The sequence below is a fragment of the Hyphomicrobium sp. genome (genome assembly GCF_009026145.1).
Classification (GTDB): Bacteria; Pseudomonadota; Alphaproteobacteria; order Rhizobiales; family Hyphomicrobiaceae; genus Hyphomicrobium_A.
Window position 1 is genome coordinate 1 of record NZ_WBUE01000044.1, and the last position, 20977, is coordinate 20977.

Consider the following 20977-nt stretch of genomic DNA (forward strand, 5'->3'; position numbering starts at 1 on the left):
CACGCTCTCGCACCAACCTCACCGCCTCGAGCTTGAACTCCCGGCTGAAACTCCGTCGTCCCATTCGCCACCTCCAGTTCCATCATGACACCTAAACCATGTGTCCGTGGAACCGGCAGCAGCTCAGTAGCGCTCAATGTAATGGCGGATGAAGTCGAGACGATTGTCCGCCGAGAGATACCAGAGCAGCTCGCCGAGGCAGCTGAATGGCTTGCCTCGTGTCTCCGTTCTGCTCAACCTTGCAAGCGGTCGGTCAAGCTCCAACAAGACGCCTGAGCGCTCTCGTGACACGCCACGGCTCGACGTAACGATGTCCCCGCCTTTTAGGAGCTTGGGATAGAGCTTGCGACATAGGTCATCCAGCGAGGATGCCGCGATCCGCATGATAGCTGCCCTTGACAATGGCGAGATTGAACTTCGTGCGGGGCTAATTGAAGTGAGCGGCAATACCCTGCGGAGCAAATCAATTCGTCAAGGTAATTGGGCGCCGGTATCACTTCGAGTGTTGGGTTCAATTTATGCTGTTGATAAACATGAGGACGTCGCTGAGTACCCAGCGACGGGGCGTCTCGACTGGCGCTTTTAGGAAAGTTATCCCCAGCGTGACGCTCGCGGGGTACGCCGCCGACTGGTCGGAGTACTTCGGGCATCAGCCGGCGGATGCATCGGGCGACGTCTACTTCCATCTTGATCCTTTATGGTCGTCATCGTCCATCGACGCCATCGGCATCGACGTCTACTGGCCGCTGGCCGACTGGCGCGACGGGCGCGAGCACCTCGACTATCAGGAGGGGGTGCGCGCGATCTATGAGCTGCCGTACCTCACCGGCAACCTGCGCGGCGGCGAGGGCTTCGACTGGTACTACGCTTCCGCCGAGGATCGCGCGGGCCAGGAGCGCACGCCGATCACCGACGGCGCCGGCAAGGCGTGGGTGTTCCGCTACAAGGATATAAAGTCGTGGTGGCTGAACGCGCACTACGATCGCCCCGGCGGGATCGAGTCCGGCACGCCCACCGCCTGGGTGCCGCAATCGAAGCCGTTCTGGCTGATGGAGGTCGGCTGCCCGGCCGTCGACAAGGGCGCCAACCAGCCGAACGTGTTCGTCGACCCGAAGAGCTCGGAGACGGCGCTGCCGTACTTCTCCAAGGGCACGCGCGACGACTTCATGCAGCGCCGCTTCCTGCGCGCCGTCATCGAGGGGCTCGACCCGGACGCGGACGGCTATCTCGCCGCCGCCAACCCGGTATCGGAGGTGTACGGCGGGCGCATGGTCGACCTCGATCATGTGCACGTCTACACCTGGGACGCGCGCCCCTATCCGGCCTTTCCGTTCGACACCGACGTGTGGGGCGACGGCGACAACTGGCGCCTCGGGCACTGGCTGACCGGGCGCTTCGCCAATGTGCCGCTGGCCGAGACGGTGGCGCGGCTGCTCGACGACTACGGATTTGCCGCGCATGACGCCGGTGCGCTCAACGGCACGGTGCCGGGCTACGTCGTCGACCGCGTGATGGCGGCGCGCGATGCGCTCGAGCCCTTGGAGCTGGCCTTCTTCTTCGATGCGGTGGAGAGCGGCGGGGAGATCGTCTTCCGCCATCGCGGCGTCGAGCCGGCAGCGGCCGACCTTGTCATGGGCGACCTGGTCGAGACGCGCGCCGACAGCGCGCTTCTGGCGCTAACGCGTGGGCAGGAGACCGAGCTGCCGGCCTCGGCCAAGGTGCGCTTCATCTCCGCGTCCGGCGACTACGCGCAGGCAGTTGCCGAAGCGCGGCGCATCACCGGCGCCAGCGGCCGCGTCAGCCAAGCCGACCTGCCGCTGGTGCTGGAAGGACAGCAGGCCGAGCCATCGCCGAGACGTGGCTGTTCGAAGCCTGGGCGGCGCGCGAGCGGGCAGCCTTCGCGCTGCCGCCGAGCCTGTTGGCGCTCGAGCCGGCGGATGTGGTGCGCATTGCGCACGACGGCGACGAGCGCCTGCTGCGCGTCGTCGAGATCGGCGAGCACGGGGCGCGCGAGGTCGAGGCGCGCAGCGTCGATCCGGAGATCTACGGCGCCGGCACCGGTGTCGAGCGTCCCGCACGGCCCGGCGCGCAGGTGATCACCGGGCAGCCGCTGGTCGAGTTCATCGACCTGCCGCTGTTGCGCGGCGACGAGCCGCCGGCATCGGGATACGTGGCGGCGACGCAAGTTCCGTGGCCGGGCAGCGTCGCCGTCTACGGCTCGCCCGAGATGACGGGCTACGTCTTGAAGGCCTTGGCTACGGCGCCGGCCACCCTCGGCGTAACGCTGAATGATCTGGCGGCAGGCCCCGAAGGGCGGCTCGACCACGGCACCCGCCTCAGCGTGAAGGTCGAAGGCGAGGCCCTTTCCTCCTGCACGCTGCTGCAGCTTTTGGCCGGGCGCAACGTTGCCGCGGTGCGCAACGGCGACGGCGAGTGGGAGGTCATCCAGTTTGCGACCGCGACGCTCACCGCGCCCGGCACCTACGAGCTGTCGGCATTGTTGCGCGGGCAGGGCGGCTCGGAGGTTGCCATGCGTCCCAGCGTGCCGGCGGGCGCGCGCTTCGTGCTGATCAACACTGCGGTGGCGCGCATCGATCTGGCCGCCTCCGAGATCCGGCTGCCGTACTCCTGGCGCTGCGGGCCGGCGACGCGCGACATCGGCGATGCCACGTACATCACCTCCGCGCATACCTTCCAGGGGCTGGGCTTGAAGCCGCTGGCGCCGGTGCACGTGCGCGCCAGCCGCGCCTCCGGCGACGTGACGATCGCCTGGACACGGCGCACACGCCTCGGCGGCGACAGTTGGGAGGGCCCGGAGGTGCCGCTGGGCGAGGACGCAGAAGGCTACGAGATCGACATTCTCGACGGCGCCAGCGTGAAGCGCACGCTCACCAGCGTGACGCCGGTCGCCATCTATACGAGCGCGCAGCAGACGGCCGACTTCGGATCGCCGCAGCCCGCCTACGACATCCGCGTCTATCAGCTCTCCGCCACCTACGGCCGCGGCACCCCGCGCTCCGCCACGGTGTGAGTCGCAGGGGCCACCTATCTCTGTCGTGGCAAATGGAGGGCTGGGTCCTCGGGACAAGCCCGAGGATGACACTTGGGGCGACTGGCGTGCCTATACCTTCCGCGTCGAAGGTGTCTCGTGGAGCTAACCCACCGTCATCCTCGGGCTTGTCCCGAGGACCCAGAGTGCAGCACACTCCGATGCATGGTGAGTACGCAACAGCGATACTGGGCCTACATTCTCGCGAGCCAGCCGCGCGGCACCCTCTATATCGGCGTCACCAACAACATTCTCGGACGCGTCGAGCTGCACCGCACCGGAAAAGGCTCTGGCTTCACGTCCAAGTACGGCGTGTCGATGCTGGTCTGGTTCGAGGAGTTTGATCGCATCGAAGAGGCGATTCAGCGTGAGAAATCGCTGAAGCGCTACCTGCGGCAATGGAAGATCAATCTCATCGAGCAGTCGAACCCGCAGTGGATCGATCTCTATCCGGGGCTTGCGGCGCGCAACGACTTCAGCAGTGGAGCTAGCTGAAGGTTGGGTCCTCGGGACAAGCCCGAGGATGACACTTGGGCCGGGCGTCGAAGTCAGCCCTTTCGCGTTGAGGTAAGACATGCAGCAGCCGGCATGGCTGGCCGCCGCGTGGGCCGAGCTCGGCCAGCGCGAGGTTGCGGGCAGCGCCGACAACGCGCGCATCCGCGCCTTCTTCCGCGACGTCGGCCAGCCGGCGAGCCTGCACGACGAGGTCGCCTGGTGCGCGGCCTTCGTCGGTGCCTGCCTCGAGCGCGCGGGGCTCGCCTCGACGCGCTCGCTGATGGCGCGCTCGTACCTGCGCTGGGGCGCGAATCTCGATCAGGGCCGCTTCGGCGCCATCGCCGTCTTGAGCCGCGGCAGCGACCCGGTGGCCGGGCACGTCGGATTCCTCCTCGGCGAGACCGACAAGCACGTCGTCCTGCTGGGCGGCAACCAGGGCGACGCGGTGAGCGTCGCCGCTTTCCCCAAAGCCCGGCTGCTCGGCTTGCGCTGGCCAAGCGAGGCGACGGCTGAGCCGGTGGAGAAGCCGGACACGCCGGGGTCCGAGGCGCTGTTTGCGCGCGCGCTGGCGCACGTCCTCGAAATGGAGGGCGGCTATAGCGATGATCCTTTTGACCCGGGTGGCCCGACCAACCTCGGCATCACGCTGAAGACGTACGCCGAGTGGAAGCGCGTCGCGCTCACCGACGCCAATCGCGCAACGCTGAAGGCGGAGCTCAAGCGCATATCGCCGGAAGCGGTGCGCGACATCTACCTCGCACGCTACTGGACGCCGGCAAATTGTGCCGAGCTTGCCGCGCCGCTCGCCTTCTTCCACTTCGACGCGGCGGTCAATCACGGCGTCGTCGGCGCCATGCGCCTTCTGCAGCGCGCCGTGGGCACGGACGTGGACGGCGAGATCGGCCCCAACACGCGTGCCGCCATCGCGCGCCTCGCCATCGAGGACGCGTTGCAACGCTATGCCGAGGTGCGACGCGCCCGCTATCGCGCCTTGCCGCACTTCTGGCGCTTCGGACGCGGGTGGCTCGCCCGCGTCGACAAGACGCTCGCGCGCGCACTGGTACTCGACGGCGGTGCACCGAGCGGTGCCGACACAACTCCAACAGCAGCCAAAGGAGCAGACGACATGACGGAATCCGCAGCGCAAACGCAGCCGACGGCCAAGTGGTGGGGCCAGTCGGTCACCATCTGGGGCGCCCTCATCACCGGATTGTCGACGGTGCTGCCGGCGCTCGGCCCGGCGTTCGGCATCGACATCACCAGCGATCTCGTGCGCGAGGCGGGCGAGGGGATCGTCGAGACGGTGCAAGCGGTTGGCGGTCTCGTCGGGACGCTTATGACGATCTACGGACGCGTGCGCGCCAGCCAGCCGCTCGCGCAGCGCAGCGTGCAATTGAAGTTGTGATGGCGCGTGCGGCACGCGCGCATTCATGACGGGTTCAGCCGGCGCAACGTAAGAAAGCGGCAATGACCATCATTTTTGCGCGCACGCGCCGAATCATTTTTCCGCTCATTGCCTCTGTCCTCGCGCTCGTTCCCGTCAGCGCGGTGGCTAGTGTGATGATCGAGAAATTCGCCAGAGTTGTCGGCAAGGTCGCGAGCGAATTTCTCGATCTGAATCACACTAGCAAGGCTATAGTTCTAGTGTCCCTTATGATTCCGAAGTTCGCTCTTGTCTCAGCAGCGAGCGCTGGCGAACTTCGGAATCGGGACACCACCTGCATCAACGACTGGTCGATCGCCGCGCCCATCGTGCACAAGGAGAAGCTGACGACGGTCGAAGCCTTGACGCGCATGGCCGCGGACGAGATTGCCGGCAGCATCGTCAAGACGACCCTGTGCGAGGAGAACGGCGCCTTCGTCTATCGCCTCGTGGTGCGCGACGCGCAGGGGCGCTTGATGAGCCGCACGGTCGACGCGCGCGCGCCCTTCGGTCGTTGACTAATTCACATTGGGTTCGCAAGTTACTCGGCATCGCCTAATGTTGGGCCAACGCCTAGCGCAAGGGCGGAGCGAACGGAGGAACCCATGCCATACGTCGATGGATTCGTGGTGCCGGTGCCGAAGAAGAACCTCGATGCCTATAAGAAGCTGGCGCAGAAGGCCGGCAAGGTCTGGATGGAGCACGGCGCGCTCGAGTTCAAGGAATGCATCGCCGACGACGTCAAGGTGGGCAAGCTGACGTCGTTCCCGCGCAGCGTGAAGCTGAAGCCGGACGAGGTCGTCGTGTTCTCCTACATCGTCTACAAGAATCGCGCTGCCCGCGACAAAATCAACAAGAAGGTCATGGAGGACCCGCGCCTCAAGAGCATGATGGCCGGCAAGGACATGCCCTTCGACGGCAAGCGCATGATATACGGCGGCTTCGAGACGCTGGTTGATCTCACCTGAGCCTGCGCGGACTAGGATTGCCCTGACCTGCCCGCTATAGTCCGGCGCGAATAGGCAATGGAGCGGGGGACCCGTGCGCGTCCTGGTGGTCGAGGATGATAAAGACCTGAACCGGCAGCTGGTCGCGGCGCTGGGCGATGCGGGCTACGCGGTCGATAGCGCGCTCGACGGCGAGGAAGGCTACTTCCTCGGCGACACCGAGCCCTACGACATCGTCATCCTCGACATTGGCCTGCCGAAGATGGACGGCATCTCCATCCTCGAGCAGTGGCGGCGCGCCGACCGCAAGATGCCGGTGATCATCCTCACCGCGCGCGACCGCTGGAGCGACAAGGTCGCCGGCATGGACGCCGGCGCCGACGACTACCTCGCCAAGCCGTTCCACATGGAAGAGCTGTTGGCGCGCGTGCGCGCGCAGGTGCGCCGCGCCTCCGGGCACGCCAAGAGCGAGATCGAGTGCGGGCCGTTGCGGCTCGACACCAAGACCGCGCGCGTGACCTGCAACGGCCAGCAGATCAAGCTCACCTCGCACGAGTACCGCCTGCTCGCCTACCTCATGCACCACAACGGCCGCGTGGTGTCGCGCACCGAGCTGGTCGAGCACCTCTACGAGCAGGACTTCGACCGCGATTCGAACACGATAGAGGTGTTCATCGGCCGGCTGCGCAAGAAAATCCCTGTGGACGTCATCGAGACCGTGCGCGGGCTCGGCTATCGGCTGAGCGAAACGCCCGTTAAGGGCTAATGCGATGATCGAGAAATTCGCCATCATCCGGGGCGAGGTGTCGAGCGAATTTCTCGATGTGAATCGCATTAGCAAGGCTACGATTCTAGTGTCCCTTATGATTCCGAAGTTCGCTCCCGGCGCCAGCCGCAGACTCTGGCGAACTTCGGAATAGGGACACTAGCGAATGCGCTTCAACTCGCTCGCGTTCCGCCTGTTCGCCACCGCCGCGGCGTGGACGCTCTTAGTGCTGCCGATCGCCGGCTTCATCATCTACCGCCTCTATCGCGACGACGTGCAGACGAGCTTCGACGGGCAACTGCTGAAGCTGGTCAACGCCATCACCGTCGACAGCATGGGGTCGTCGGGCGACGCGCAGCCGCTGCCGCCCAGCAACCTCTACGAGCCGCTATTCGAGGTGACGCATTCGGGCTGGTACTGGCAGATCCTGCCGCTCACCCCGCGCGGCGGGCGCAAGCTCGTCTCCCCCTCGCTCGCCACCTGGTCGCTGCCTTCGCCCGCCGCCAAGTCGATCGAGCCCGATCCATCCGGCGCCCGCTGGATGAACGCCAAGGGCCCCAAGGGCGAGCCGCTGCGTCTGGTCGAGGTCATCGATACCCTCGGGCACGAGCCGGGCAAGCCCAGCTATTCCATCGTCGTCGCCGGTCCGCAGGACTGGCTCGATCATCTCGTCGCCAATTTCCGCTACCGGCTGACGACCGCCTTGGCGCTGGCCGGCCTCGGGCTGGTCGCCGTGACGCTGTTCCAGGTGCGTTTCGGCCTCTTGCCGCTGCGCCAGATCGAGCGCGGTCTCGCCGGCATCCGCTCCGGCACGGCGACGACGCTCGAGGGCGACCTGCCGGCCGAGATCGAGCCGCTGCAGTCGGAGCTCAATGCGCTGATCCGCTCCAACCAGGCGATCGTCGACCGCGCGCGCACGCAGGTCGGCAACCTGGCGCACGCCTTGAAGACGCCGCTCGCCGTCATCGCCAACGAGGCCCGCACCGATAAGACCGGCATCGGCGACAAGATCGTCGAGCAGGCCGAGATCATGAAGCAGTCGGTGACGCGTTATCTCGACCGCGCGCGCATGGCGGCGCGGGTCGGCGTCATCGGGCGGGTGACGCCGACCGCTCCTGTCATCGAGCCGTTGGTGCGCACGCTGCAGCGCATCCACCAGGAGAAGGGCGTCGTCATCAAGGTCGACTGCCCGGCCGAGGCGCGCTTCTCCGGCGAGAAGCAGGACCTGGAGGAGATGCTCGGCAACCTGCTCGACAACGCCTGCAAGTGGGCCAAGCGCGAGGTCGAGCTGACGGTCGAGGTGCCGCCCTCGACCAGCCGCGCGAAGAACCGGCGGCTCGCCATCACCGTGGCCGACGACGGCCCGGGCTTGAGCGAGGAGGAGCGGGCGCGCATCGGCAAGCGCGGTTTGCGTCTCGATGAGACCAAGCCCGGTTCAGGGCTGGGCCTGTCGATCGTCCTGGAACTGGCGCATTCCTACGGCGGCACCTGCGAGTTGGAGCGGGCGCCGCAGGGCGGGCTCGCGGTGCATTTGAACCTCCCCGCGGGGTAAACTTGGCTCAGGCGCGATTCGCCGCAATGGAGCCCGGTTTCGGTCACGGCGGGTGCACATTCGTTGGCTAGTCGGCTACACTGTGATGCGGATGCACAACGGGGCGCGCGGCCGGCCGTCCATGCGGAGCATGGCTTCGCCATAACCGGCCGTGTTCGGGGAGACAATCATCATGCGCAAGGCACGCTTCTTTGCCGTCCTTCTCATTCCGGCATTGCTGCCCGCGTGCAGCAGCGACACCCCCAACCAAGACACCGGCCTCATCGTCGGCGGCATTGCCGGCGGCATCATCGGCAACCAGGTCGGCAAGGGCACCGGCAACGTGCTGGCGACCGTCGCCGGCGCGGTGGTCGGTGGCATCGTCGGCAGCGAGATCGGCCGCTCCATGGACGAGCAAGACCGCCGCCTCGCCGAGCAGGCGGAGTACGCGGCGCTGGAGGAAGGCCAATCGGACCGGCCGCGGCGCTGGCGCAACCCGGACAACGGCCGCTACGGCGACGTGGTGCCGGGACGGCCGTACAAGCGCGCCAACGTCGATTGCCGCGACTATACGCACACCGTCTATATCGACGGCAAGCCGCGCACCATGCGCGGCACCGCGTGCCGCAACCCGGATGGCACCTGGAAGAATGTCGCCTGACGGCGCCGCGTATCGTCCGTTTCCGAGAACCAGCGTAAGAGCCATTGAGAGATGGGCGCCAACGCTTGCCGAGGTGTCATCCTCGGCTCTATGCCGAGGACCCACCTCTCCGCTTGCTCCGACGTGGCCGGGCAGACGTCGACACTTCAGATTGCTGGACCCTGGGTCCTCGGGACAAGCCCGAGGATGACAGTAGGGGCGGCTGCCAATCTCGCTCTGGCCTTCGCCGTCGCTTCGCCCGGGATGACAAGGGGAGAGAGGCTTTGATCTGGCGCAGGGCGTTGCATCTTGCGTTGCGGCAGAAATCATGCCGCGGGCCCAAGGCTTGTCAGGCAAGGCCCCGAGCCCTATTCCAGCCCGAGTGCCCCCATTCCGAAGTTTGCCGGTGCTCGCCGCTGGAGGCGGGAGCGAACTTCGGAATGATAAGGGGCACTCGAATTGTCGTCTTGCTAGTGTGATTCAGATCGAGAAATTCGCCCGGATCCTCGCCGCCTATGATGGCGAATTTCTCGATCATCACACTAGTGGCGAGGCTTGGATGGCGGCATGATGCTGTGGGTGCTTTTTGCAGTGTTGGCGGCGGCCGTCGTGTGGGCGGTGACGCGGCCTCTGCTGGCGTCGACCCCCACGACTTTGCCGACGGACGATGGCGAACTCGCCGTCTACCGCGATCAGCTGGCAGAGATCGAAGCCGAGCGGGCACAAGGGCTGCTCGGCGGTGCCGAGGCGGAAGGCGCGCGCGTCGAGCTTGCGCGCCGCCTCATCCGCCGCTCCGAAGAGACGCAGCGCCTCGAGGCGGCGACGCACGCATCCTCGCGCATGCGTCAGGCGGCGCTCTATGCCGCCGCCGCGCTCCCCGTCATAGGTATCGCCCTCTATCTCGCTGTCGGCTCGCCGCAACTGCCGGGGCGACCATACGCCTCGCGTCTTAACGCGCCGGTGGAGCAGGCGACCGCCGCCGATCTCGTGGCGCGCGTCGAGGCGCATCTGCGCGCCAATCCCGAGGACGGCCGCGGCTGGGACGTGCTCGCCCCCGTTTACATGCGCATGGGCAACTTCACCCAGGCCGCCGAGGCCTTCCAGCGCGCCACGCGCCTGTTGGGTGAATCGCCGAAGCGATTGGCCGGATTTGCGCGCGCTTCCATCATGCTGCAGAACGGGCTCGTCGGCGAGCCGGCACGGCAGGCCTACGAGAAGCTGCGCGCGCTCGAGCCGGCGCAGCTCGAGCCGCAGGTGTGGCTCGCCATCGCGCGCGAGCAGGACGGCGACGTTACGGGCGCCGAGGCCGAGTATCGCCGGCTGCTCCCCGGCGCCGAGGAGCCGTGGAAGGGGCTGCTCGAGGCGCGTTTGAAGTCGGTGTCGGAGCGGCTCGGCAAAGCTGCGCCGAACACTCGCCCTGCGGACGCCATGGCCGCGGCGGCGGCGATGAGCCCGGCCGAGCGCGAGAGGTTCATCGGCGAGATGGTCGACGGCCTCGCCGCACGCTTGAAAGCGAACGGCAACGATCTGCAAGGCTGGATGCGGCTGGTGCGCTCGTACATGGTGCTCGGGCGGCGGGACGAGGCGACGACGGCGCTCAACAGCGCGCGCGGCCAGTTCGCCGGCGACGAGAAATCGTTGGCGGAGCTGAATGTGCTGGCGCAGAGCTTGGGACTCGGCTCGTGAGGAGCGAATAGGTGACGGCATGACGCGGAAGCAGAGGCGCGGGGTTCTCATCGGTGTCGGCGTGGCGGTGCTCACCCTCGCCGTCGCGCTGGTACTGTTCGCGCTGCGCGATTCGATCGTCTTCTTCCATACGCCGAGCGACCTGGCCGAGAAGCCGATCGCCAGCGGACAGCGCTTCCGCCTCGGCGGCCTCGTCGCGGCCGGATCGGTGAAGCGCGGTGACGGCACCAAAGTCCAGTTCGTCGTCACCGACACATTGAAGACTGTGCCGGTCGTCTACGAGGGCGTGCTGCCCGACCTGTTCAAGGAAGGGCAGGGCGTCGTCGCCGAAGGCAAGCTGTCGCCGGAAGGAACGTTCCTCGCCGACAGCGTGCTCGCTAAGCACGATGAGAACTACATGCCGCCCGAGGTGGCGAAGGCGCTGGAGTCCAAGGGCGTCAAGCTCGGCAAGGGCGCGACGCACCCCGCGGAGGCTACGCAGTGATGGCAGGACGAAAGCTTGGGGAAACTGGCGTGGATCCCGGACTAAGCCGGGATGCCGCCTTTGGGAAGGGCAGCCGGCCCCCCCTGCCGTCATGGCCGCGCAGGCGGCCATCCACGCAAGCTTCGGCAAGCGCTCTTGCTGAGATCGATCGCGACGTGACGTCTCGCTGCCGAGTGCGTGGACTCACAGAATTTCGCGGACCCGCCGTGAAAGCCTCTAACCGCACCAGTGTGGAGACTGGCGTGGATGGCCACCTGCGCGGCTATGACGGACGGAGTGGAGGCGCCCTACGTGATCGTTGAGCTGGGGCATTTCGCGCTGGTCTTAGCGCTGCTCGTCGCCGTCTTCCAGATGGTGGTGCCGGCGTACGGCGCGCACGTGCGCGACGAGCGCCTGATGGGGGTCGCCGATCCGGCGGCGCTGTGCCAGCTCGGGCTCCTCCTCGTCTCCTTCCTGGCGCTCATGCAGGCCTACGTGACGTCCGACTTCTCGGTGGCCAACGTCGCCTCCAACTCGCACTCGACCAAGCCGCTGCTCTATCGCATCTCGGGCGTGTGGGGGAACCACGAGGGCTCGATGGTGCTGTGGGTGCTGATCCTCGCCCTGTTCGGTGCCGCGGTCGCCGCCTTCGGCCGCAACCTGCCGCCGACGCTGAAGGCCAACGTGCTCGCCGTGCAGGCCTCGATCGCCGTGGCGTTCACGCTCTTTATTCTACTCACCTCCAACCCGTTCCTGCGCGTCGAGCCGCCGCCGGCCGACGGCAGCGGTTTGAACCCGATCCTGCAGGACCCGGCACTCGCCTTCCATCCGCCCTTCCTCTACACCGGCTACGTCGGCTTCTCGGTCGCCTACTCGTTTGCGCTTGCGGCGCTCATCGAGGGGCGCATCGACGCCGCCTGGGCGCGCTGGGTGCGTCCGTGGACGCTCGCCGCGTGGATGTGCCTGACGCTCGGCATCGCCATGGGCTCGTGGTGGGCCTACTACGAGCTCGGCTGGGGCGGCTGGTGGTTCTGGGACCCGGTGGAGAATGCCTCGTTCATGCCGTGGCTCGCCGGCACGGCGCTGCTGCACTCGGCCCTCGTCATGGAAAAGCGCGACGCCTTGAAGGTGTGGACGGTGCTGCTCGCCATCCTCACCTTCTCGCTGTCGCTGATGGGCACCTTCCTCGTCCGCTCGGGTGTGCTCACCTCGGTGCACGCCTTCGCCGTCGACCCGCAGCGCGGCGTGTTCATCCTCAGCATCATGGCGCTGTTCACGGGTGGCGGGCTCGCGCTGTTCGCCCTGCGCGCGCGCGACCTGCGCCAGGGCGGCATCTTCGCGCCCTTGAGCCGCGAGGGCGCGCTGGTCCTCAACAACATCCTGCTGACCACGGCCTGCGCCACCGTGTTCGTCGGCACGCTCTATCCGCTGCTGCTGGAAGCGCTCACCGGCGACAAGATCTCGGTGGGGCCGCCGTACTTCGACTGGACCTTCGGGCCGCTGATGGTGCCGCTTTTGCTGGCGCTCCCCTTCGGGCCGTTCCTCGCCTGGAAGCGCGGCGACGTCTTGGGCGCGGCCCAGCGGCTGATGTTCGCGGCCATGCTCGCCGTCGTGGTCATGGCGCTGGCGCTGGCGGCGATGCAGCGCGGGCCGTGGCTGGCGCCGTTCGGCCTCGCGCTCGGCGTCTTCGTCATGGCTGGGTCGGTGTCCGATCTCACCTGGCGGGTGCGTCTCGGGGAAGTGCCGCTTGGCGAAGCGTGGCGGCGGCTCTTGGGCCTGCCGCGCTCGGCCATCGGAACGGCGCTGGCGCACTTCGGCGTCGGCATGCTGGTGGTCGGAGTCGTGGCCACGAGCGCCTACCGCGAGGAGAAGATCCTCATTATGCAGCCGGGCCAGCAGGTCGCGGTGGCCGGCTACGACCTCGCCTTCCGCGGCGTGGCGCCGGCGACGGGGGCGAACTACCGCGAGGAGGTCGCCGTGTTCGACGTGACGCGCGCTGGCGCCGCGGTGGCACGGCTGGAGCCGTCGCGGCGCATCTACGACATGCCGCCGGAGCCGACCACAGAGGCCGGCATCCACGCCGGCTGGCGCGGTGATCTCTACGTCGTGCTCGGCGACAGGCAGTCCGCGGGCGGATATGCGGTGCGCGTCTACTTCAATCCGCTCGTGCGCTTCATCTGGCTCGGCGCCGTTGTGATGTTTCTTGCCGGTGCCGTGTCGCTTTCGGATCGGCGCCTGCGCGTCGGCGCACCGGGCCGCGCGCGCCGCGCACTTGCGGCCCCGGCGGAGTGAGGGCGATGGCGACGTGGCCCCCATTCACGTCATGGCGGCGCAGGCCACCATCTCGAGTTTTAGTCGGCTGCGTCGCAATACTGATGACCGTCGGGGCGGCGCTGGCGGTGGAGCCGGACGAGATTTTGTCCGATCCGGCGCTCGAGGCGCGCGCGCGCGCGATCTCCTCGGGGCTGCGCTGCCTCGTCTGCCAGAACCAGTCGATCGACGACAGCAACGCGCCCTTGGCGCGCGATCTGCGCTTGCTTGTGCGCGAGCGCCTGAAGGCGGGCGACAGCGACGCTGCTGTGATGCAGTTCGTCGAGGATCGCTACGGCGAGTTCGTGCTCCTGCGGCCGCCGCTGACCTGGCGCACCCTTTTGTTGTGGGTGGCGCCGCTGCTGGCGCTGCTCATCGCCGTGTGGACGACGGCGCGCGCGTGGCGGCGACGCCAGCCGCAAGCGTCCGCGCTGAGCGAGGCCACCGCGCCTCTGACGCCCGACGAGGAAAGCAAGCTGCGCTCGATTCTCGCCGAGAGCGAAGGCGAGCCGCCGCCGCGCGACTAGCGTCCGGTGGCGGCGGTCGTGCGGGCGCTGGGGATCTTGCCGGTCACGACCTGGCTTTCGCCCGTCAGCGCCTGCAAGAGCGCGTGTGTCGCCAGCCCGGAGAGCGGCATGTGCGAGGCGCGCTCGAAGCCTTCGATCGCCGTTTTCAGCACGGGACCGAAGCGGCCATCGCGCGGGCCAGCGTAGAGCCCGCGCGCGGCCAGCGCGTCCTGCAGCCGGACGATGTCGCGGCGGTCGGTAAGAGTGTCGGCGGCAAGGAAGGCGTCGAGCGCCGGAGCGAAGGCGAGGGCGTTGACGCCGGTGTTGGCGACGTCGTCCGACTTGAAGCGGTGCAGCACCTCGCCGTTGAGCATGATGACCTTCGACTGCACGTAGGTACCGACATTGATGCCGACGACTTCCGGTCCGTCGGGCCCGTCGACCAGCAGCGGCGAGCCGGAGGACGCCGCCCCGGTATCGCAGGTGTGCAGCAGCAATTGGTCCGGGTTGGAGAAGTCGCGGCGGATGGTGTGCCAGTCGGCGTCGTCGAAGTCGCGCTTGACGGTGCAGCCGGTATCGAGCATCGGCTGCCATTTCGGCAGGTCGCGATGATAGGCGATGTTGAAGACGCGGCCGTTGCCGGCCAGCTTCATCACCTCGGCGACCGGCTTGCGGCTCATCTTGAACGCTCCAGCCTTGCAGGCGGGTTGTGCGAGGCGCACCACCGCCCAGTCGCGCGTGGCATCGATCGGCGGGTGAACGTTGAGCCGCGTCGACCCGGAGTGGACGTTGGCCTCGGCGGCGCCGGTCTCCGTGCCGGCGATCTTCACCGCCTGCAGTGTGCCATGCAACTTGAAGTAGAGGTCGGAGAGGCGCAGGGGCTGCTCGCCGCTGGTGCGATAGAGGCAGTGGGCAGCGGTCACTACGGCGTCGGCGGCGACGCAAAAAGCTGTGCATACCGAGTGCGAACCGGCATCGGAGAAGACGCCCAACCTCGCGCCGGCGTGGCGCAGGGACTGGGGCAGCGGTACCCGCTGGTCGGGGCCAAAGACGGAAGCCTGCGCCGGGGCCGGGGCCACCGTCAGCGTGGCAAAAATCCCAAATAGCGACAATGCCGGCAGGGCTCGGCGGGCCTTGATGAGAGGGGCTGCGGGACGCTTCATACGCTCCTGCCTCGGTTCGCGGGCATGGTGAACAGTCCCTTTATTACCAACTGTTAAGGCAATCGAAAGGCTGCCGTAATCCCCATTTCGCTAGGCCTTTGAGCGAAGAGATTCCCTGCTTCGCAGAATGGAGGTTCGTGCGCATGCCAACCCAACCCAGCTCGCCCGAGGTCGTAGCAAAGAGCGGGCCAACGAAATCGATCGGTCGCGATTTGCGGCGGCTGGCCGCCGTGGCGGTGGTCGGCGCCGGCTTGGTGGGCATCGGGATTGCCGAGCACTCGGCCCCGGCCGTGGCGCAGTTCAAGCCGGGCACACCGGCCGAGACGCTGTCGTTCGCCGAGATCGTCGAGCGCGTGAAGCCGGCCGTGGTTTCCATCTCGACGACGAACGAGGTGAAGGTCGCCGACCGCAGCCGCGGTCCCGGCGGTCGCCCGTTCGAGGGCATCCCGGGTCTGCCCGAGGATCACCCGCTCAACGAGTTCTTCAAGAACATGCCGAACGGTCAGGGCAACCCGATGCAGCAGCGGCCGCGCCAGGCTGCGGGGTCGGGCTTCGTCGTCTCGCCCGACGGCTACATCGTCACCAACAACCACGTCGTCGATGGTGCCACCAAGGTGAAGGTGAGCTTCGACGACCAGGAAGAGATCGATGCCAGGATCGTCGGCACCGACTCGCGCACCGACCTCGCGCTGTTGAAGATCGAGCCGAAGAAGCCGCTCACGGCGTTGAAGTTCGCGGAGAAGAACCCGCGCGTCGGCGACTGGGTGCTGGCGGTGGGTAACCCGTTCGGTCTCGGCGGCACCGTCACCGCCGGCATCGTCTCGGCGCTCGCCCGTAACATCGGCGGCCCGTACGACTACATGCAGATCGACGCCGCGGTGAACCACGGCAACTCCGGCGGCCCGACCTTCAACCTCGAAGGCGACGTCGTCGGCGTCAACACGGCGATCTACAGCCCCACCGGCGGCAACGTCGGCATCGCCTTCGCGGTGCCCTCCGACACCGTCAAGCGCGTAGTCGAGCAGCTGCAGAAGGGCGGCACGGTGAGCCGCGGCTGGCTGGGCGTGAAGATCCAGAACATCGACAAGGATCTCGCCGGTAGCCTCGGCTTGAAGGAGCCGAAGGGCGCCATCATCAGCGAAGTCATGGCCGATGGCCCGGCGGCCGACGCGGGTCTCAAAGTCGAGGACGCCATCCTGCAGATCGATGCCAAGCCGATCGAGGACAGTCGCGATCTGGCCCGCACCATCGCCGATCTGCCGGCCAAGTCGACGGTCGACGTGAAGGTGTGGCGGAACAAGGCCGAGCAGACGGTCAAGGTGAAGCTCGGCACGTATCCGAACACCGCGGCCGCCGAGGAAGGCAATACCGAGCCGGAGGAGCCCAGTAAGGACCTCGGCGGTAACGTCGACCTGAAGCAGCTCGGCCTCAGCGTCAAGGCAGGCCCGGGCAAGGACGGTGTCGTCATCTCCGACGTCGACCCGAACTCGGACGCCGCGCTGAAGGGCATCAAGGAAGGCGACATCGTCCTCAAGGCCGGCAACGAGACCGTTACCTCGCCGCAGGATGTGGCCAAGGCGGTCAAGAAGGCGCAGGACGAGGGCCTGCCCGCCGTGATGTTCCACATCAAGAAGAGCGGCGACCAGACGGTGCTCGTGGCCATCCCGCTCGGCAAGGGCTGAGCCGGCCCACAAGTATGAAGTCGAGGCGGCTCGCACCCTCCGTTCGTGAGAGTGCGGGCCGCCTCGACGTTCGGGGTAGCGCGGGGCAGAATACGATTCGAGGCGGGGAGCCTCGCCAATGACGATGCGGTGAAGAAATGCACGTGCTGGTGGTCGAGGACGACCGGGAGACCGCCCACTTCCTGCAGAAGGCGCTGAAGGAGAGTGGTCACGCCGCCGACCTCGCCGAGGACGGCGAGACGGGTCAGTCGCTGGCCGAGCAGGGCGTCTACGACGTGCTGATCGTCGACCGCATGCTGCCGCGCCTCGACGGCCTCAGCATGATCCGCGAGTTGCGCGGCAAAGGGGTGCGCACGCCGGTTCTCATTCTCTCCGCCTTGGGCGAGGTCGATGACCGCGTCAAGGGGCTGCGCGCCGGCGGCGACGACTATCTCACCAAGCCCTATGCCTATTCGGAGCTGCTAGCGCGCGTCGAGGCGCTGGCGCGCCGCGCCGTGCCGGAGGAGCAGGAGACGCGCTATGTCGTCGACGGGCTGGTGCTCGACCGGCTTTCGCATCGCGTCACGCGCGACGGCGAGCCCATCCAGTTGCAGCCGCGCGAATACCGCCTGCTCGAATACCTGATGAAGCACGCCGGCCAGGTGGTGACGCGCACCATGCTGCTCGAGCACGTGTGGGACTATCACTTCGATCCGCAGACCAACGTCATCGACGTGCACGTCTCGCGGCTCAGAGCCAAGATCGACAAGAACTTCGACAAGCCTCTTCTGCATACAGTGCGCGGGGCAGGATACACGATCCGCGATGGCCCTGCCTGATCGCCTTGCCCGCGCAGTCTCGACGACCGCCTTCCGCGTTGCCGCCGTCACGGTCGCGGTCTATCTCGCATGCGCCGGTCTCGTCGTCGGCTTGCTGCTGTGGCAGACCAACCGCGTCCTGACCAGTCAGGTGCTGGCGACGCTCAACGCCGAGGCCGAGCTGTTGAAGGCGGAGGCGCAGGAAGGCGACAGGGCGGCGCTCATTCGCGCCGTCGAGGCACGCGGCCGGCCGGGCGGACTGGGGCTCTACTATCTCGCCGACAAGTCCGGCACCAAGCTGGCCGGCAACTTGAGCCGCCTGCCGCCGGAGATCGTCGGCAGCCCTGCCGGGGGCGTGTTCCGCTACGCGCCCGATGCGCGGAGCCAGAGCGAGCATCTCGCCGTCGCCATTCCCGTCGACCTCGGCGGTGGCGAGCAGTTGATCGTCGGCCGCGACGTGGAGGAGCAGCGCCGCTTTGCCAGCGAGATGGGAACCGTCTATTTCCTCGCCCTCGGTTTCTTGACGCTCGGCGGGCTCGTCGCCGGCTTCGCCGTCAGCCGCGTCGCCTTGAAGCGCATCGAGACGATCAACGTCGCCGCCCGCTCGATCATGGCCGGCGACATGTCGCGGCGCATTGCCGTGACCGGCGCCGGCGACGAGTTCGATGTCCTCGCCACCAACCTCAACGCCATGCTGGAGCGCATCGAGGCGCTGATGAGCGGGTTGCGCGAGGTGTCCGACAACATTGCCCACGACCTCAAGACGCCGCTGACGCGGCTGCGCAATTCGGCTGAGGCGGCGCTGCGCGAGACGGGAGAGAACGCCTACCGCGAGGGCCTCGAGCACACCATCGAGAAGGCGGACGAGCTGATCAAGACCTTCAACAGCCTGTTGCTTGTGGCGCGCCTGGAGGCCGGGGCGCTGGAGGAGAACGCGGAGCGCTTCGATATCGGGCGCGCGGTGCGCGACGTCGCCGAACTCTATGAACCGGTCGCCGAGGAGCGCGGCATGGGCCTGATCGTCAAAGTCGAGTCCGGTCCCCAGTTCATGGGCAATCGCCAGCTCGTCGTGCAGGCCGTGGCCAACCTGATCGAGAACGCGATCAAGTATTCGGGCAAGCCCGGCGTCAATGCCGGCACGGCCATCTCTATCGACCTCCACAATCTCGCCGACAGCGTCGAGATTTGCGTCGCCGACAATGGCCCCGGCATCGCGCCGCAGGACCGCGAGCGCGTGCTGAAGCGCTTCGTGCGCCTGGAAAAGAGCCGCACCGAGCCGGGCACCGGCTTGGGGCTCAGCCTGGTGCAGGCGGTGGCGCGACTGCATGGCGGCGCCGTGCGCCTTGAGGACAACCACCCCGGCTTGCGCGTGGTGCTGACGCTTCCGAAGCGCGACTAGTGTGATGATCGAGAAATTCGCCATCATCAGCGGCGGGGTACCGAGCGAATTTCTCGATCTGAATCACACTAGCAAACTATGTTTTCTGGTGTCCCTTATGATTCCGAAGTTCGCTCCCGGCCCCAGCAGTGAGCTCTGCGAACTTCGGAATCGGGACGCTAGGACCATTATGAGAATGGCTCCTTGAGAGCCGGCGCGGCGAGGCGGCAACAATGGCGGCGCACGAAGTAGCAAACCTGAGGCCGTTCATCGAGCGCATCAGCGAGGCGCCGCGGGCGCGCAGCGATGCACCGGCGCTCGGCGCCATGAACGCGCTGCAGGAACGCGTGCGGGGTGATGCGTCGCTAGCGCGGCTGGATGCCGCATTGGCGCAGCCGCCCGCCGCCGCGCTGCTCAGCGGCATCTTCACCGGCTCCCCCTATCTCACCGCCCTCATCGAGCGCGACCCTCTTCGCCTCGAGCGCATTCTGACCACGGCGCCGGAAGTGTTGATGGAGCAGCTGAAGGCCGAGCTGGCGACGAGCCTGGCCGCGGCACCGGGCCGCGCCGAGGCGATGCACGCCTTGCGCATCTTCAAGTCGGAGGTGGCGCTGCTGACGGCACTCGCCGACCTCGGCGGCGTGTGGCCTGTGCTGGCGGTGACGGGGGCGCTGACGGAGTGCGGCGACGCGGCGCTGATGGGGGCGGTCGACTTCCTGTTCCGGGAAGCGGCGGCGCGCGGCCAGTGGATGGCGGAAGCGGACGGGCGCATCACGGCCGGCGGCTACATCGTGCTGGCGATGGGCAAATACGGCGCCGGCGAGCTCAACTACTCGAGCGACATCGATCTCATCGTCTTCTACGACCGCGACCGCGTCCGCACCGCGCCCGGCGTGGAGGCGCAGGAATTCTTCGTGCGCCTGACGCGCGACCTCGTGCAGATGATGGCGGAGCGCACCGGCGACGGCTACGTGTTTCGCACCGACCTGAGGCTGCGGCCCGACGCCGGAGCGACACAGCTCGCCCTGTCAACGGAAGCGGCGCTCATCTACTACGAGAGCTTCGGGCAGAACTGGGAACGCGCGGCGCTGATCAAGGCGCGCGCCTGTGCCGGCGACCTCGAAGCAGGGCGCGAGCTCATCGACGAGCTGTCGCCGTTCATCTGGCGCAAGTACCTCGATTACGCGGCAATCGCCGACGTGCACGCCATGAAGCGGCAGATCTTCGCCCATCGCGGCTTCGGCAAGATTGCCGTCGCAGGACACAACATCAAGCTCGGGCGCGGCGGCATCCGCGAGATCGAGTTCTTCGTGCAGACGCAGCAGCTCATCGCCGGCGGCCGGCAGCCGGGTCTGCGCACGCGGCGCACGCTCGATGCGATGGAAAGGCTCGTCGAGCGCGGCTGGATCAAGGCGCGTGTCGCCGAGGAGCTGAGCGAGGCATATCTGTTCCTGCGCCGCATCGAGCACCGGCTACAGATGGTCGCCGACGAGCAGACCCACCAGGTGCCGGACGATCCTGCGCGGCTGGAGAGCTTCGCGCACTTCTGCGGCTATGCGGACACCGCGACGTTCGCGCGCGAGCTCGTTGCGCGCCTGGAGACGGTGCAGAAGCATTACGCGGCCCTGTTCGAGGACGCACCGGTGCTCACTTCAGGCGGCGTCAACATGGTGTTCGCCGGCGAGAAGGACGACCCCGACACCGTCGCGGCGCTTAAGGAGTTAGGCTTCTCGCGCCCATCGGAGGTGCTGGCGATCATCCGCGGCTGGCATCATGGGCGCTATCCCTCGGTGCGCAGCGCGCGGGCGCGAGAGCGGCTCACCGAGGTGCAGCCGCTGCTGGTGGCGGCGCTGGCCGATACCGCCGACCCCGACCGGGCGTTCGCCACGTTCGACCGCTTCATCGCCGAGCTGCCGGCCGGCGTGCAGCTGTTCTCGCTGCTGCGCGCCAACCCGGGGTTGCTGCGTCTACTCGCCGACATCATGGGCACCGCGCCGAGGCTTTCGCGCATCCTGTCGCGGCGGCGGCGCCTGCTCGACGCGGTGCTCGACCCCGGCACGCTCGGCACGCTGCCGACGTCCGAGGAACTCGACCGTCTGATCGCCGCCGAGATCGGCTCCGGTGAGCACGACATGCAGTAC

Annotated in this window: 17 protein-coding genes and 1 pseudogene; 17 read left to right on the forward strand and 1 reads right to left on the reverse strand. The window is 67.3% G+C overall.

Annotated elements, in window-relative coordinates; genetic code table 11:
* Positions 1–533: 533 nt before the first annotated feature.
* The 13 genes and pseudogenes from F9K20_RS20335 to F9K20_RS20390 form a co-directional block, all read left to right on the forward strand.
* Positions 534–1933: pseudogene (locus tag F9K20_RS20335) on the forward strand (glycoside hydrolase/phage tail family protein); the annotation flags it as partial.
* 9 nt (positions 1934–1942) lie between these two features.
* Positions 1943–3031, forward strand: a complete 1089-nt coding sequence (locus tag F9K20_RS21400; protein WP_367115858.1) for a hypothetical protein — start codon at positions 1943–1945, stop codon at positions 3029–3031.
* 183 nt (positions 3032–3214) lie between these two features.
* Complete coding sequence (locus F9K20_RS20340; RefSeq protein WP_291006366.1) at positions 3215–3544, forward strand: GIY-YIG nuclease family protein; 330 nt, start codon at positions 3215–3217, stop codon at positions 3542–3544.
* A gap of 79 nt (positions 3545–3623) precedes the next feature.
* Positions 3624–4949: a TIGR02594 family protein gene (locus F9K20_RS20345; RefSeq protein ID WP_291006369.1), complete on the forward strand. Its 1326-nt coding sequence runs from the start codon at positions 3624–3626 to the stop codon at positions 4947–4949.
* Positions 4950–5011: 62 nt separating this feature from the next.
* Complete coding sequence (locus tag F9K20_RS20350) at positions 5012–5485, forward strand: hypothetical protein (RefSeq protein WP_291006372.1); 474 nt, start codon at positions 5012–5014, stop codon at positions 5483–5485.
* An 87-nt stretch (positions 5486–5572) separates the two neighbouring features.
* Positions 5573–5935 carry a DUF1428 domain-containing protein gene (locus F9K20_RS20355; protein ID WP_291006375.1) on the forward strand — a complete coding sequence of 121 codons (363 nt, stop codon included), beginning with the start codon at positions 5573–5575 and terminating at the stop codon, positions 5933–5935.
* A gap of 73 nt (positions 5936–6008) precedes the next feature.
* On the forward strand, positions 6009–6680 hold the full coding sequence (locus tag F9K20_RS20360; RefSeq protein WP_291006377.1) for a response regulator transcription factor: 672 nt from the start codon (positions 6009–6011) through the stop codon (positions 6678–6680).
* A 166-nt stretch (positions 6681–6846) separates the two neighbouring features.
* On the forward strand, positions 6847–8232 hold the full coding sequence (locus F9K20_RS20365; RefSeq protein ID WP_291006380.1) for a sensor histidine kinase: 1386 nt from the start codon (positions 6847–6849) through the stop codon (positions 8230–8232).
* Between the two features lie 172 nt (positions 8233–8404).
* Positions 8405–8872: an RT0821/Lpp0805 family surface protein gene (locus tag F9K20_RS20370; protein WP_291006383.1), complete on the forward strand. Its 468-nt coding sequence runs from the start codon at positions 8405–8407 to the stop codon at positions 8870–8872.
* A 546-nt stretch (positions 8873–9418) separates the two neighbouring features.
* The gene (gene ccmI / locus F9K20_RS20375) at positions 9419–10537 is read left to right on the forward strand and encodes a c-type cytochrome biogenesis protein CcmI (protein WP_291006386.1); all 1119 of its coding nucleotides are present in this window, start codon (positions 9419–9421) and stop codon (positions 10535–10537) included.
* A gap of 19 nt (positions 10538–10556) precedes the next feature.
* Positions 10557–11021, forward strand: a complete 465-nt coding sequence (ccmE, locus tag F9K20_RS20380; protein WP_291006388.1) for a cytochrome c maturation protein CcmE — start codon at positions 10557–10559, stop codon at positions 11019–11021.
* 291 nt (positions 11022–11312) lie between these two features.
* Entirely contained in the window at positions 11313–13292 is a 1980-nt protein-coding gene (locus F9K20_RS20385) for a heme lyase CcmF/NrfE family subunit (RefSeq protein ID WP_291006407.1), read from the forward strand.
* Between the two features lie 83 nt (positions 13293–13375).
* A complete protein-coding gene (locus tag F9K20_RS20390) occupies positions 13376–13837 on the forward strand; it encodes a cytochrome c-type biogenesis protein CcmH (RefSeq protein ID WP_291006391.1) in 462 nt (153 codons plus the stop codon).
* Here F9K20_RS20390 and F9K20_RS20395 read toward each other — a convergent pair.
* The gene (locus tag F9K20_RS20395; RefSeq protein ID WP_291006394.1) at positions 13834–14979 is read right to left on the reverse strand and encodes a peptidoglycan-binding protein; all 1146 of its coding nucleotides are present in this window, start codon (positions 14977–14979) and stop codon (positions 13834–13836) included. The genes F9K20_RS20390 and F9K20_RS20395 overlap by 4 nt on opposite strands.
* Positions 14980–15122: 143 nt before the next feature.
* Here F9K20_RS20395 and F9K20_RS20400 point away from each other — a divergent pair, with 143 nt between their 5' ends.
* The 4 genes from F9K20_RS20400 to F9K20_RS20415 form a co-directional block, all read left to right on the forward strand.
* A complete protein-coding gene (locus F9K20_RS20400; protein ID WP_291006397.1) occupies positions 15123–16661 on the forward strand; it encodes a Do family serine endopeptidase in 1539 nt (512 codons plus the stop codon).
* A 137-nt stretch (positions 16662–16798) separates the two neighbouring features.
* Entirely contained in the window at positions 16799–17479 is a 681-nt protein-coding gene (locus tag F9K20_RS20405; protein WP_291006399.1) for a response regulator transcription factor, read from the forward strand.
* Complete coding sequence (locus F9K20_RS20410) at positions 17466–18857, forward strand: HAMP domain-containing sensor histidine kinase (RefSeq protein WP_291006402.1); 1392 nt, start codon at positions 17466–17468, stop codon at positions 18855–18857. Before F9K20_RS20405 ends, F9K20_RS20410 begins: the two co-directional genes overlap by 14 nt.
* Before the next feature lie 212 nt (positions 18858–19069).
* On the forward strand, positions 19070–20977 hold a 1908-nt coding region (locus F9K20_RS20415), incomplete at its 3' end, for a bifunctional [glutamine synthetase] adenylyltransferase/[glutamine synthetase]-adenylyl-L-tyrosine phosphorylase (protein WP_291006404.1).